Origin of the sequence: Emticicia sp. 17c (assembly GCF_037153985.1) — a bacterium.
GTDB lineage: Bacteria > Bacteroidota > Bacteroidia > Cytophagales > Spirosomataceae > Emticicia.
In genome coordinates this window covers 21719-35361 of sequence record NZ_JBBAYI010000012.1, presented here as the reverse complement: position 1 = coordinate 35361, position 13643 = coordinate 21719, and the positions used below count along the sequence as shown (strand labels likewise).

Below are 13643 nucleotides of genomic sequence, written 5' to 3'. Positions count from 1 at the left end.
AATTTCGTTTTTAGTTTAAATATTAATATAAACCAGTTGCCTATTTCTTAGGAGTTATTTTAGTAGTTGATACAATGCGGCTGCTTTTTTCATTTTGGTTTTTCATGAATAAAAGCTCGTTCAGTTCGCCTTTGGCCCATTTATCAACCATGTTGTCATAATAAACACTACCGGGGTTTCCAGATTGCCCACCCGGATATAGCCCATAGGCTTTAGGCCATGCTTTATCTAGCTGTACCACCATGCGCCACGATGGCCCGTGGGTTTCGGTAGTAGCATTAACAATACCGGCACCCCCACCATTCGGGATATCCTGTCTGCCGAAGCCCGGTAATCTGCCCAAATGATTAATATCTGTGCTTTTTACTTTTGTCCATGCCCATTTTTCTGTATCAATAGGGCCTAGTTTAGCCTTTAATGAATCAACGGTAGCCTTGAAACTACCCTTTACTATATCCTGCACGGTTTCAACTTTATCTTTGGTGTTCAGGTTGTCAAACCATTTGGCATCAGGCTGATTCCTTATCATGTCCCATGTACGGTCTTTAGTAGGGTAGGCCATCAGTGCTTCAGTATCTTTCGTGGCAAAGTCATCTTCCCAAATCCAGTATCTTAGTTCTTTTATCCATCTTTCAAAAATAGTAGCACCAATTTCGTTAGGGTCATTTTTCATGTTCCATTTAACAAGTATTTGGTAAGCCTCGTTATTTTTGTTGGAAGGGTCAGTATCCATGATTTTCATTAAATCGGGTAGCAAGCGACGAGCCTCTACATTAAAGTTGTCGTTCTGCACCGAGCGCAGGCTGTCAATAGTAGCTTTTTGCATAGCTTCTAGCCGCTCGTTAATGCGTATGCCTCTTTCTGACGGAGCAAATTTCCAACCTAAGTAATAAGGGTAAGTAGGGTCTGTTGAAAACTGATTAGCCGAACTTACAAACCCACGAGGTGGGTTTTTCACGGTCGGGTTCTGTTCAACAGGAATCCACCCTTGCCAATCATGAGCAGGGTTTGAGCCATCCAGAATAAATTTGCCTTGTTCTTTCCATTTTAATGGCAGTTTACCATTTGGTGTAATAGCAATATCGTTTTCGTTGTCGGCAAAAACAAAGTTCTGCGCCGGAGCTATATAATAGGTAAGGGCCTTGCGGTAATCGTTATAGTTTTTAGCGCGATTCAGATAATAGAACACCATTAAGTCGGTAGTGCCAACATCGTGGCCTACCCATTTCATGGCATGGCCCACAGGTACATTCTGGCTGAAATTGTTTTTGCTGGCATTATTATAAAGTATAGGGCCATGATGTGTATAATAGACTGTATCTTTTAATGGCTCGGTTTTACCTTTTATTTTAAACTCTTCAATCTGCATGGTTACAGGCTTCCATGCGCCATTGTACCAGTATTCTTTTTTGTTTTTATCTTTGAATTTTATCTGGTAGAAATCCATTACGTCAGACCCCACATTAGTTACGCCCCAAGCCACATCCTTATTAAAGCCAATGGTTACGCCTGGCGTTCCGGGCAGGCACGCTCCATAAACATTCATGGTTGGAGTACATAACTGCATCTGATACCATATTGATGGTAAAGTAAGCTGTAAATGTGGGTCATTGGCCAGAATAGGCAAACCCGTAGCTGATTTACTACCGCTTACGGCCCAGTTATTACTACCAATTTCGGGAGCGGGCGAAGCTACATTATAAGCTAAAGCGTCTTTGTCGGCTGGTTTGGCGGCAATTTCGCTGGGTACAGGTGGTACAGGTACAGGTGTGAAATCCCATTTGGTCCCTACCGGAATAATAGGAGACTCCACAATCGGGTAATCAGGGAATAGGTCTTTTACTACATCAGCACCGTATTTGGCCAGTGCATTACTCATTCTGAAATCGTCGCTTCCGCCATTGAGCACATTACGCATATTCATGAGCATCAGAATGGTTTTGTAGGGCGACCACTCTTCGGGCTGGTAACCTATAATTTTATATTCGACGGGTAAGTCTTTGTACGATATTTTTTTCAGATAGGCATTTACTCCGGCAGAATAAGCATTCAGAATCTGTGATTGTATGCTATTAGTGGGGATACTCGCCGAAATCTTTTTGGCTGTTTCGGCCATGCCTAAACGGCGGCTGTATCGGTCAAGTTCCAAAGCTCTTTCTCCGACTACTTCCGACAACCTGCCGGCAGCAGCAAGTGTGTAAAACTCCATTTGCCACAGGCGGTCCTGAGCTACAAGATACCCTTGTGCAAAATAAAGGTCTTCGTCGTTTTTGGCAAATACGTGTGGCACGTGGTTGTCGTCAAATATGACTGTAACCTCGTCTTTAACGCCATCTAGCTGAAGGTCATCAGCGGAATTACGGGTGATACCATTTTGCCAGAAACCTTCAAACGGGCTGAATAATTTCCCGAGGGCTGGTAAGGCCCCTAACGGACGGTTGAAGGTATATGTTAAGCCAACGGCAATTAACAGATATACTACAAACTTAATAAGTTTCATAGATGGTTCAGTGTTGAAAAAGTAGAGTTATGGTTAATGTTTTAATAAAAGCGGGCTATTCAAAGGTTACAGCATAACGTACATTCAACTATATCAATAAACAGTCGGTTTTATTATTGGTTTTATCTTGCGAATGTAAAAAAAAGAATTGAAGATTTTATTATTTGATTAATTTTTAGGATTTTTTTAATAAGTATTTAAGTCGTAAACTACCCGAATGTAAATAATAAAATAAAAACAGGTTCAATCAATAGCAATACTGATTGAACCTGTTAGAAGGACTATTCCAGCATATTAGTTTTGCATTAATTTTTCCAGAATAGCTTTCCATGAACCATAAACCTCCTGATAAAGACTTACGTCGGCTGCCTTTGGTTCAATTACCTTTAGTTTTATGAGTTTACTCATGGCTTCTTTAGGTGTAGCATAATATTTTACTCCAAAGCCTGCACCTAAAGCGGCTCCTTTTGCGCCGTCGGTGTCATATAATTCAATAGGAGTATTGGTTACATTTACTAAAGCCTGACTAAAAATATCACTTAAAAACATATTGGCTTTTCCTGCCCTGATTACCTTTGGCTCAACGCCATTGGCTTGCATAATGCCAAAGCCATAATTCAATGAAAATGCAATGCCTTCTTGCGAAGCTCGGAAAATATGCGCCTGCGAATGAAGGTTAAAATTAAGGTTATGGAACGATGCCCCCAGAATCCGGTTGTTTAGCATTCGTTCAGCTCCGTTTCCAAAAGGCATAACCAGTAAACCGTTACTACCGATAGCCACCTTACTAGCTTGGGCATTCATTTCAGGGTAAGTCAGGTCTTTGCCAAAATTATCTTTTACCCAACGGTTCAGAATGCCTGTTCCGTTGATACAGAGTAAAATACCAACCCTGTTTTCGCCCCCCAGTTGATGATTCACATGGGCAAAAGAATTAATGCGTGACTGCGAATCGTAAGAAATCTGGTCGCTTACTGCATACACTACCCCTGAAGTACCTGCCGTTGCAGCAATTTCGCCCGGATTGAGTACATCGAGCGAAAGAGCATTATTAGGTTGGTCGCCAGCTTTATAAGTAACCGGAACACCCTTACTAATGCCCAGTAGTTGAGCAACAGGAGCAGTTACTTTGCCGTGTTCGCTAAAAACTGGCCTGATTTCAGGAATCATGCTTTCATCAAAACCATAGTATTTTAGTAAATCAGCCGAAACACTGTTGGTCTGGAAATCCCAGAAAATACCTTCTGATAAGCCCGAATTCGAAGTAGTTATTTCGCCGGTAAGCATCATAGCTATGTAGTCGCCCGGTAGCATGATTTTATCACATTGTTCAAAAACATGAGGCTCGTTGGCTTTTACCCACGCTAATTTTGAAGCTGTAAAATTACCCGGAGAATTAAGCAGATGAGTCAGACAAGCCTCTTCGCCTATGTCGGTAAAAGCCTTATCGCCGATTTGTACGGCTCTGCTATCGCACCAGATAATGGAAGGTCTGAGTACTTGCTGATTTTTATCAACCATCACCAACCCGTGCATCTGGTAGGCAATCCCAATCGCACCAATATCTTCTGGCTTGAAAGGGTTTTTCCCTTCTTTTCCTAAAGCATTTACACGTTTAATGGCTTCAATAGTATTGTTCCACCACATTTCGGGGGCTTGTTCGGCCCAACCCGGAAAAGGCGAGGAAATAGGGGCTTCAACGTCGGGGTATTGTGCAGAAGCTATTACTTGTTGCGTTTCAGCATCTACCACAGATGCCTTAATAGAAGAGGTACCAATATCGATTCCGAGCAGTAACATATCTTGGGTTGAATTTTAATTGTCAAAGTTACACTTTATCGTAAATAAAAACAAAAGCAATTACAGAAAAGCACTGATAAGCCCTTACTAGCCTGCCTGAATTTGTTTCGGAAGGGTTTCATATAAAGGGCTTTTAAGAAACTTTACTGAAATTAACGTACCTTTGTAAACCATTTACTATTAAAGTTGTGCAAAATAATTATTATTTCTTACGGCAGCTAACCCAACAAATCGGAACTAAAATTACTGGCTTGAAGCTCATGGAATGTTTTAGTCAGGAAAAAGATGAGTTGGTGCTGGGTTTTGCCGCTGCCCGCGGGAAAAAGAAAAACTATAAAGAGTTTTTTATTAAAGCCGTTGTGTTTCCTGATTTCTCATGTCTGTATTTTACTGACCAGTTTGAGCGTGCCAAGAAAAACAGTATTGATTTATTCAGCCAGATAATTGACCTCGATGTAATAAGCGTAAGACAATTTTTAAATGAACGGTGTTTCGCCATTAATTTTGAACAGGGTTTTTCGCTTGTTTTTAAAATGTATGGCAACAGGTCGAATATTATACTTTTTCAGCAGGATGACGTGATAGACCTTTTTCATAGCCGGATTGTAGCAGATAAAAATCTTAAAATTAGTACGCTCGACCGCCCCATTGACCAATCTTACGAAGCATTTCAGGCAAACCAGCAGCACTACCACAAGTTGTTTCCGACCTTTGGGAAGATAGTTAATCATTATCTGGCCGAGGGTATTGTTTCTTGGGAAAAAATACAGCAAATACTCCAACAACTCGAAAAACCACGCTATTATATCATTCGGTGGGAGCATCAACTGCATTTGTCGTTGTTGCCTGTGGGAGAAGTCATTCAGGAATTGAACGAGCCAATCGAGGCAATCAATGCTTTTTATGTTCTTTATAATAAAGTAAGTACACTTGATAAAGAAAAGGCTGAGGTTCTTCGTAAACTAAATAAAGAAAAAAAGCAAACAGACCTATACCTGAAAGATGCTTACCAACGCATGTACGCCATTGATTCTGAGATTAAAAATGAAGAAATCGGGCATATTTTAATGGCTAATCTTCATCAGATACCAGAACGGACTGAAAAGGTAGAGTTATTTGATTTTTATAGAAACCAGAATATCAGTATCAAGCTAAAATCAGACCTTTCGCCGCAGAAAAACGCCGAGCATTACTACCGCAAATCGAAGAATGAAAAAATCGAAATAGAGAAACTCATCGAAAATATAGAAAGCCGAGAAGCCTTATTAACAACTATTCAGCAGCATATAGAGAAAATTGAACAGGCCGAAAACCTAAAAACCCTACGAAATTACCTTAAAGTCAATAAACTTACCCGTACATCAACACAGGTAACTAATTATAAGGAATTATTCAAACGTTTTGAAGTAGATGGATTTGAAATTCTTGTAGGACGAAACGCCAAAAACAACGATCTACTGACACAACAATATGCTTATAAAGAAGACCTTTGGCTACACGCCCGTGACGCGCAGGGGTCGCACGTGATAGTGAAATATAAGGCCGGAAAAAAAATTCCTAACAACGTAATTGAAGCGGCAGCGTCGCTGGCTGCTTATTACTCCAAACGTCGTAACGAAACGCTGGCTCCGGTGATACTCACACAAAAGAAATTTGTCAGAAAAACTAAAGATTTGGCCGAAGGACAAGTAATTGTAGAAAAAGAAGAAGTAGTGATGGTTGAACCTAAAGTTTTATAAAAGAAATACAGTGTAATTCATGACTTTCAGGAACAGGCTTCAATATTTATTAGTAAAAAAGCTAAGGGTTTCAAATAAACAGGCTTTGGCAATAATTTTATCAGACACAGTATTGGTAAACAACGAGCCAGTTTGCACTAATATAGAACTTACCCAGACTGACGAAGTAAAATACGAGGGTAATATACTAAAAGAAGGTAAAAAACTAATTTATGTTGCTTTTTACAAACCACGGGGCATAGAAACAACATTAAACGAGGGTATACCTGATAACCTGAAACTTATTTTGCCTTTTGAAGATGAGGTTTTTCCGGTTGGCAGGCTAGACAAAGCCTCGGAGGGTTTGTTATTATTAACCAACGATGGAACCCTTTACGATAAAATACTTCGTAATGAACATAAAACAGAAAAGGAATACATTGTTACTGTTGATAAAAAAATTGATGCGCTTTTTCTGACTTCAATGGCCAGTGGAATTAAAATTATGGGTAAAATGACCCTGCCTTGCCATATAGAACAAATAAACGAATATACTTTTAAAATTATTCTGGTGCAGGGGCTGAACAGGCAAATCAGGCGGATGTGTTACAAGTTACATTATGAAGTCCTAAGCCTGATACGTGTTCGGATAGGAACGATTCAACTGGAAAACCTCCAGTCAGGCCAGTACAGGTTTTTAAACAATATTAAAGCAGGAGAGGTGTAGGGTTCCTCTCCCGAAAAATATTATAAATACCTGCTTTGAATAAGCTGAATGGTTTCGCCAATATTTTTGGCTTTGATAGGCTCCCCCAGCGCCGTAAATTCCCAGCGTCCGCCTTGTGTTCTTTTCAGGCAGGCCATTAGCATCGATACGTGTCCTTGATAAGATACCTCAGAAGATAAATTAAAACTAGCAAAAACCTTTGTCGGATTATGATGTTTACCTTCCATAATTCTGATTTTTGAATAAGGTATAGTAGCAAAATCTTGTTGTTTGTATGAGTTCAGATAAAAGAAAATACTTTCTACCGATGGGTCAATTTTTTCAAGATTGATACTAATCACCTCATTATCTTTGTTATCTGCACCTTTGTCGCCTGTTCTGTCATCACCACTATGTTTAATGGCGTTATTTCTTGAACGCAGATGGTTATAATATATCGTTTCAAGCTCTGTTTTGTCTTTACTGAAAAGCGACACGGAACTATCGAGGTCAACAGCTTCGCTGGTATTAAACAAACCCAGAAAAGTTTTATGTTGAATACTTCCCCAATCGAGTCCTATGGTAATTTCTTTCAGGTCAATTCCGTTTTTTTCTAACGAAATTCTTGAGTTTTTAGCAAGATTTATCATTTAGATATGTGGTTAAATGAATAAGTCGACAATACCTTGCAGTTCAGTTACCGAACCTTGCGAGTCTGCATGAAAATACCACTCATCGCCCGATTTTTTAATGCGGGCAAATATCAGGGCATTTTCGTTGAAGTGTGAGGCATCAAGGTCATATTTGCTTATTTCTTTCTTTGTTTCTACATCAATAATTCTGACGTAAGCATCTTGAAGCAAACCAAAGTTATGGCCTCGCTTGACAGCGTCATGAATAGAAATACAAATGGCAAGTTCTTTGGCTTCAGGCGTAATAGTAGCCAGATTAGCCAATATAATTTCGTCATCGTCTTCTGCCGACCCCGAACGGTTATCACCCAGATGTTCTATTGCTTTATCGGGCGATTTGGTATTGTTGTAAAAAATGAAATAATCATTGTTTAACAAACGCCCGTCTGCTGCCAGAACAAACACCGATGCGTCGAGGTCGAGACGCATACTTGTTTGTTCCCAGCCTAGGCCAATCATTATTTTGCTGAGTTTGGTTGTTTCTTTGCTTAAGTTGATAAAACCACCTTTTTTTAAGTCAATTGACATTTTATTTTTATTTATTGGTTGAAAAAATCGTTTAATCGTTTGTTTATATCTTTAGTTGAATCTGCTTGTTGTGGCAGTTTTTCTGTGTTTTTATTCATTTCCTCAAATTTTCTTTGTATTTCTTCCAGTTTTTCGACCTGCTGCTTTTGGCTAGCTACTGACAATTGATTTTTTAAAGTTTCCAAATCATCAGTCACAGTCAGGTTTGTTTCAATCTCCTGAAATTCTTTTATGAGGCTACTACCTGCCGAGTTTAAGGCGGTAAGACTTTCGGCTTCAGCCGATAACTGGTTAATTTTATCTTCATACTTGCTCATATTGGCTAATGCACTGGTATTTAAACCGCTTATTGATGCCGAAATCTGTTTTTGAGCTTTAGCACTTTCAGCTTTGGCGGCATATATGCGTTGTTTGGTTTTTGCTTCTTCCAGCTTTAACTTGAAGTCGTCAAGCTGAACGGCTAGTTGCTGCACCATTTTTCGTGAATGCTCGGCCAGAGCTTTGTATTCGGTCTCTTTTTTTTCGGCTAATGCTTTTTGCAAGAGGGCTTTTTTTGCTAATGCTTCATTCCCATTTTGCAGTGCGATACTTGCCTTCTGATACCACGTAATTCCTTCCAGTCTGAATTGTTCATGGTCTTTTTCGAGCCTTTGCTGGTTGGCCATCGCAACCGCTAATGCTTTTGTTACTTTTATTATAGCTTCTTCCAGTTCAGCTACTGCCAGTTTCATCATCTGAACGGGGTCTTCTATGTGGTCAAGGGCATCGTTGGCTTTCGCTTTACTGATATTTAATAGTCTTTTGAGTAGATTTGAGAGCATTTTTTTCTTGTTTTTGTGGGAGCAAAACAAGTGGAGGGCAAGATTTTTCTCAAGATACTTTTGATGGCAGGATAGAAATAATGACGGCGACGTTTGAAAATTTGATGAATATCAGCAGCTTATCTATAATTTCAGAGACGAACACAAAAACTATTAACGTACAACTGGCAGGTAGCAGAATAAAAAAAAGGTCACCCAGCGGGTGGCCTTTTTCGATCCAAACTTATATCCTAATGTATCTATTTTATTCTTCGTTATCTACAACGCCATCTTGGTCACCCGGTTTGGTATCCATCAGGGCATCGGCGTTTGTAGCTACGGCAGCCTTGATTTTTTCTTCAAGTTCTGCCATCAATTCAGGGTTGTCTTTCAGCATATCTCTTACACCATCACGGCCTTGTCCTAGTTTACTACCGCCGTAAGAGAACCACGAACCTGATTTTTTCACAATTTCAAGGTCAACTGCCAAGTCAAGTACTTCACCGGCTTTTGAAACGCCTTGTCCGTAAAGAATATCAAATTCCACTACCTTGAACGGAGGAGCCACTTTATTTTTTACAACTTTTACGCGGGTACGGTTACCTAGTACATCTTCGCCATCTTTGATAGCACCAATACGGCGAATATCGATTCTGACCGAAGCATAGAATTTCAAGGCATTACCACCGGTAGTAGTTTCAGGGTTACCGAACATCACACCGATTTTATCACGTAACTGGTTGATGAAAATACAGCAACAGCCAGTTTTATTGATGGTTCCGGTAAGCTTACGCATCGCTTGTGACATCATACGTGCCTGAAGACCCATTTTGCTATCGCCCATATCGCCTTCAAGTTCGGCTTTTGGTACAAGTGCAGCTACGGAGTCAATTACACAAATATCAATAGCTCCTGAGCTAATCAGATGTTCTGCGATTTCGAGTGCCTGCTCGCCGTAATCAGGCTGAGAAATGAGCAAGTTTTTAGTATCGATACCTAATTTTTGTGCATATACGCGGTCAAAGGCGTGTTCTGCATCAATAAACGCAGCTATACCGCCACCTTTCTGTGCTTCTGCAATTGCCTGCATGGCAAGAGTTGTTTTACCAGAAGACTCAGGTCCATATATTTCAATGATACGTCCTTTAGGAAAGCCATTTACACCCAACGCAAGGTCCAGGCCAAGTGAACCCGTAGAAATAGAAGGGATTTCTAAAACTTTTGTGTCGCTCAATCGCATAACCGTACCTTTACCAAAAGTTTTATCTAATTTCTCCATCGTTGTTTGGAGAATCTTCAATTTGTCGTTGCTGTTGTCTTTTTCTGCTGCCATTTTTTAATAATTGAGATTAGAATTTGTTCTAAGTTTGTGAAATTATTTATTATTTAATGTGTCGGTAAGTGAGGTCGAAATGAAATTTTCATGAATCAGCCTTTGAAAATTGGCTAATAAATTTGACACCACTAACACATCCTGAATTTTTTTATCAGTTTCTTGCTGACTTGCCATTTTTAACAAATCAAAGCAATCTAAACGTTTTTTTTCGTTTTCAATTGTGTTCAAAAAATCTTTAACACGTTTGCTCTTGTATTTTGTTTTAAATCCAGCCATTTTTTTAACAATTATTTTTCAAGTATACTTTTTAAATTTGTTAAGCCATCGGTTAAATCTTTGCCAATCATTTCGTTGATGTTCATGAAAGCCAGCATCAGGTTAGTCGGATACACCATTTTTCCTTGAAAACCCCATTTTACTTTCGTATGGGTTGAGTCAATACTTTGGGTTGTCATATAAGCAATATCAGTTGATTTAATTGGCTCAATGAATCTTAATTCATAATCAATTCTTTCGCCATCAGCAATTTTTTTGATTTCCTGCTCTCCTTTGCCTGCGTCGCCGTTTTCGCTATCCCAAGCCGACACAAACCCCACAGTGCCATCTGTACCTTTGTATTCTTTTTTCATGTTGGGGTCTAGCTTTGCCCATGCACTATAATTGTTCTGGTTTTTTAATAATTTAATATACTCAAATACTTCTGCCTTAGGTTTATTGATGGTAATCTCTTTTTCAACAGCATATTCCTTTTTAATAAATAGGGCAGCTATCAAAGCAAGTGCCACAATACCAAGTATTGTAAGCAGGATAGTTTTTAGCATTTTCATTTTTATAAAATTTAAGGTTAATATTCATTAGAGTTATACTGTGTTGCTGAATACTATTTATTAGCCTTTATGCACAAAACAATTTTATCTACCCAATACCCCGTGGCATTTATTCCTTACTACCTGCTTTCAGCCATTGTTTATTAATAATTTTAAAATGAACCAGTATCATTAGTTTTCATTTTTTATCTTTACTTTTCTGTTTAGAAAAAAGTCAGGCTTTTTTGGTATAACTTTCAAAGATGAATTTTATAAAAAAAATACAAACTTAATTTTTGAAAAAATAACTTAAAAATCAGACTTTTAAATAACACCTCTTGAATTATCTTTTTATTAACTCTTGACCTTTTGAACGATACAAAGGTATATAAAATTAAAATATTATGTGTATAAAAAATGATGAACGGTTTTTTTTAATGATGAACGGATTTTTAAATTGGAAAAATTTTTGTATGGCAATTTTAGTGCTGATTTCTGCAAAAAATTACGCACAGACCAGTACAAACGCTCTTGAAAGTACTTATTCTTATAATAGGAATAAACTAGGAAAAGTACAATTTAATATTTCGGCTTTAGGATATGTCCGAAATAACGAATATTTCAACGAAATCACAGATGGTTATACCTTGTTTGGTTACTATCTGAATCCGAAAATCAGTTATCAGCCACACGAAAAAGTACAGCTTGAGCTAGGTGCTTTTGCACGTAAAGAGTTTGGTAGTAAGGGGTTACAAGAACTGCAACCTACTTTTACGGTTCGGATACAGCAAAATAACTGGCGTTTTCTTTTTGGGAATCTGGAAGGAAATCTTAACCACCGCATGATTGAACCGTTAATGAGTTTTGAACGCCTGATTAAAGCTCCGCTTGAACATGGCTTACAGGTTAAATACCAGAAAACCAACACACTTAAAAAAACAAATACGACAGACGAAACTTTTTTTGACTCATGGCTTGACTGGCAGCGTAATACGGGTCCGGGGCAAAGCAATCAGGAGCATATATGGGCGGGTCTTTCGTTTTATAGCCCTGCTATTGTGGTAATGGGCATTAAATTAAAAGCACTGGCTCAAGGAAGTGTTTTCCACATGGGTGGGCAGAATATCCAGTCAACGCTGCCTGTGCGCACCTTACTAAATACTGCTTTGGGTGTAAGAGTACAAAAGGATTTTGGCGGTAACCAAAGCCTGATTGCAGACAATTATTATGCAGGCTATTTTGAATCACCCTACCAGGGAAGTGCCTATTACCTGAATACTTACTGGAAACACCCTAAATATCAGATAGGTTTAAGCTACTGGTTCGGGCATTTCTTTAATTCGCCTATGGGTAATGATTTATTTCAGTCTGAATCTCGTAAATTCAATAATACAGACCATTATGAGCCATACAGAAGTATTCTGATTTTAAGATTAGTAAGAGACTGGAAAGTAATAGATGGGCTGAATATTTCGCTAAGGCTTGAACCACACTACGATGTTCAGAACAATATTTTTGAACATTCAGAGGGGCTGTATTTAAAATATCAATTGCCATAAAAGTTAATTTATACGCTTATTAATTTACAGATATTCGACATAATTGTGTTGCTTGGCATGGCACAGGGTTTTATCTGTGCCATGCTGTTATTACTGCATCGGCCGGTGCAGGTAAGTAAACGCATATTGGCTTTTATTTTATTAACATTCCTGATACTGAGTTTTAAAATTCTGCTTCATACCTTAGGATTGTGGCAGTTAGCATATTGGCGGTATTTGCCACTAGCTTTTGATTTGCTTATTCAGCCGCTTTTTTATATCTATGCTCTTTTGCTTACACAAAAACACGAGCATCTGCTGCGTAAATACTGGTTTCATTTTATACCCACCATGTTGTTTTTTGTGCATGCCTTATGGGTATATGTTGTAGTACAACAAACCACCGATATTCACCAAAAAGATCTACTGGCAGAAAGCCTTTACTATAACCGTGTCAAAACAATTGAAGATATACTCTCGGTTATTTCAGGGGGTATTTACTGGTTTCTAAGTTTCAGGCGCATACAAGCATACAAACAGTGGCTCGATACCCATATTGCCGATGCGGGGTATCCGAGTTATAACTGGCTTCGTAATGTTTTAATCGGGCTAAGCATCATGGTTGTATTGTTAATGATTAATATCTCGTTGGATGTTTTCTTTAATCTGAATGCAAAATTTTTCATCAAATGGCAGTTTTTTTATTTTTATTTGGCTGTGTTGGTATATTATTTAGGTTTTGCGGGGTATCAGCAAAAGGATTTTGAAATAAGTTTTTTGTCAGAAAAACGCTCGGCCATATCTTTAGATAAACAACAGATAACAGCCATAAAAGACAAGCTACTCAGGGCAATGAATCAGGAAAAAGTTTTTCTGGATGCTGAGTTAAATCTTCAAACATTAGCAAAAAAAATAGGCGTAAGTGAAACCGCACTTTCGGTGGTAATCAATAATGAATTTCAGAAGAACTTCAGAAACTTTATCAATGAGCAACGAATAGAAGAAGTGAAACGTAAACTTAACAATACTAATTATAAACACTTGTCTATCTTGGGAATCGCCCTCGAGTCGGGGTTTAATTCAGAAGCTAGTTTCTACCGTGTATTCAAAACCGTAACGGGGCAGTCTCCTAAAGATTTTATGCAAAAAAATAACTCTCAAAACACTTTTTGAGAGGATTATCCCTCTATTAATGATTTTTCTTTGCCAAAAAACTTAA

At 38.5% G+C, this 13643-nt stretch carries 12 protein-coding genes; 4 read left to right on the top strand and 8 right to left on the bottom strand.

The window, feature by feature from the left end; genetic code table 11:
* Positions 1-40: 40 nt before the first annotated feature.
* Entirely contained in the window at positions 41-2500 is a 2460-nt protein-coding gene (locus WAA15_RS20150) for a penicillin acylase family protein (protein ID WP_337044638.1), read from the bottom strand.
* Positions 2501-2794: 294 nt separating this feature from the next.
* A complete protein-coding gene (locus tag WAA15_RS20145) occupies positions 2795-4300 on the bottom strand; it encodes a xylulokinase (protein ID WP_337044637.1) in 1506 nt (501 codons plus the stop codon).
* A gap of 188 nt (positions 4301-4488) precedes the next feature.
* On the opposite strand from WAA15_RS20145, the gene WAA15_RS20140 reads away from it, so the two are divergent.
* Positions 4489-6039, top strand: a complete 1551-nt coding sequence (locus WAA15_RS20140; RefSeq protein ID WP_337044636.1) for an NFACT RNA binding domain-containing protein — start codon at positions 4489-4491, stop codon at positions 6037-6039.
* An 85-nt stretch (positions 6040-6124) separates the two neighbouring features.
* Entirely contained in the window at positions 6125-6745 is a 621-nt protein-coding gene (locus WAA15_RS20135) for a pseudouridine synthase (RefSeq protein WP_337044635.1), read from the top strand.
* Between the two features lie 20 nt (positions 6746-6765).
* Here the strand turns inward: WAA15_RS20135 and WAA15_RS20130 are convergent, their stop codons facing one another.
* The 6 genes from WAA15_RS20130 to WAA15_RS20105 form a co-directional block, all read right to left on the bottom strand.
* Positions 6766-7374: a TerD family protein gene (locus WAA15_RS20130; RefSeq protein WP_337044634.1), complete on the bottom strand. Its 609-nt coding sequence runs from the start codon at positions 7372-7374 to the stop codon at positions 6766-6768.
* A gap of 12 nt (positions 7375-7386) precedes the next feature.
* Positions 7387-7944 (bottom strand): TerD family protein, encoded by a 558-nt coding sequence (locus tag WAA15_RS20125; protein WP_337044633.1) that lies wholly within the window; start codon positions 7942-7944, stop codon positions 7387-7389.
* Positions 7945-7955: 11 nt separating this feature from the next.
* Positions 7956-8765, bottom strand: coding sequence for a PspA/IM30 family protein (locus tag WAA15_RS20120; RefSeq protein ID WP_337044632.1), 810 nt, complete (start codon positions 8763-8765; stop codon positions 7956-7958).
* Between the two features lie 244 nt (positions 8766-9009).
* Entirely contained in the window at positions 9010-10077 is a 1068-nt protein-coding gene (gene recA / locus WAA15_RS20115) for a recombinase RecA (protein WP_337044631.1), read from the bottom strand.
* Positions 10078-10119: 42 nt separating this feature from the next.
* Entirely contained in the window at positions 10120-10356 is a 237-nt protein-coding gene (locus WAA15_RS20110) for a hypothetical protein (protein ID WP_337044630.1), read from the bottom strand.
* An 11-nt stretch (positions 10357-10367) separates the two neighbouring features.
* Complete coding sequence (locus tag WAA15_RS20105; RefSeq protein WP_337044629.1) at positions 10368-10907, bottom strand: SRPBCC family protein; 540 nt, start codon at positions 10905-10907, stop codon at positions 10368-10370.
* Between the two features lie 452 nt (positions 10908-11359).
* Here WAA15_RS20105 and WAA15_RS20100 point away from each other — a divergent pair, with 452 nt between their 5' ends.
* Both WAA15_RS20100 and WAA15_RS20095 read left to right on the top strand, forming a co-directional pair.
* The gene (locus WAA15_RS20100) at positions 11360-12445 is read left to right on the top strand and encodes a hypothetical protein (RefSeq protein WP_337044628.1); all 1086 of its coding nucleotides are present in this window, start codon (positions 11360-11362) and stop codon (positions 12443-12445) included.
* Positions 12446-12502: 57 nt separating this feature from the next.
* Positions 12503-13597, top strand: a complete 1095-nt coding sequence (locus tag WAA15_RS20095) for a helix-turn-helix domain-containing protein (RefSeq protein WP_337044627.1) — start codon at positions 12503-12505, stop codon at positions 13595-13597.
* Positions 13598-13643 lie beyond the last annotated feature (46 nt).

Bases quoted from the DNA above. Each gene is read 5' to 3' on its own strand.
- WAA15_RS20150 (WP_337044638.1), bottom strand. From the start codon at position 2,500: ATGAAACTTATTAAGTTTGTAGTATATCTGTTAATTGCCGTTGGCTTA.
- WAA15_RS20145 (WP_337044637.1), bottom strand. From the start codon at position 4,300: ATGTTACTGCTCGGAATCGATATTGGTACCTCTTCTATTAAGGCATCT.
- WAA15_RS20130 (WP_337044634.1), bottom strand. From the start codon at position 7,374: ATGATAAATCTTGCTAAAAACTCAAGAATTTCGTTAGAAAAAAACGGA.
- WAA15_RS20125 (WP_337044633.1), bottom strand. From the start codon at position 7,944: ATGTCAATTGACTTAAAAAAAGGTGGTTTTATCAACTTAAGCAAAGAA.
- WAA15_RS20120 (WP_337044632.1), bottom strand. From the start codon at position 8,765: ATGCTCTCAAATCTACTCAAAAGACTATTAAATATCAGTAAAGCGAAA.
- recA (WP_337044631.1), bottom strand. From the start codon at position 10,077: ATGGCAGCAGAAAAAGACAACAGCAACGACAAATTGAAGATTCTCCAA.
- WAA15_RS20110 (WP_337044630.1), bottom strand. From the start codon at position 10,356: ATGGCTGGATTTAAAACAAAATACAAGAGCAAACGTGTTAAAGATTTT.
- WAA15_RS20105 (WP_337044629.1), bottom strand. From the start codon at position 10,907: ATGAAAATGCTAAAAACTATCCTGCTTACAATACTTGGTATTGTGGCA.
- WAA15_RS20100 (WP_337044628.1), top strand. From the start codon at position 11,360: ATGGCAATTTTAGTGCTGATTTCTGCAAAAAATTACGCACAGACCAGT.
- WAA15_RS20095 (WP_337044627.1), top strand. From the start codon at position 12,503: ATGGCACAGGGTTTTATCTGTGCCATGCTGTTATTACTGCATCGGCCG.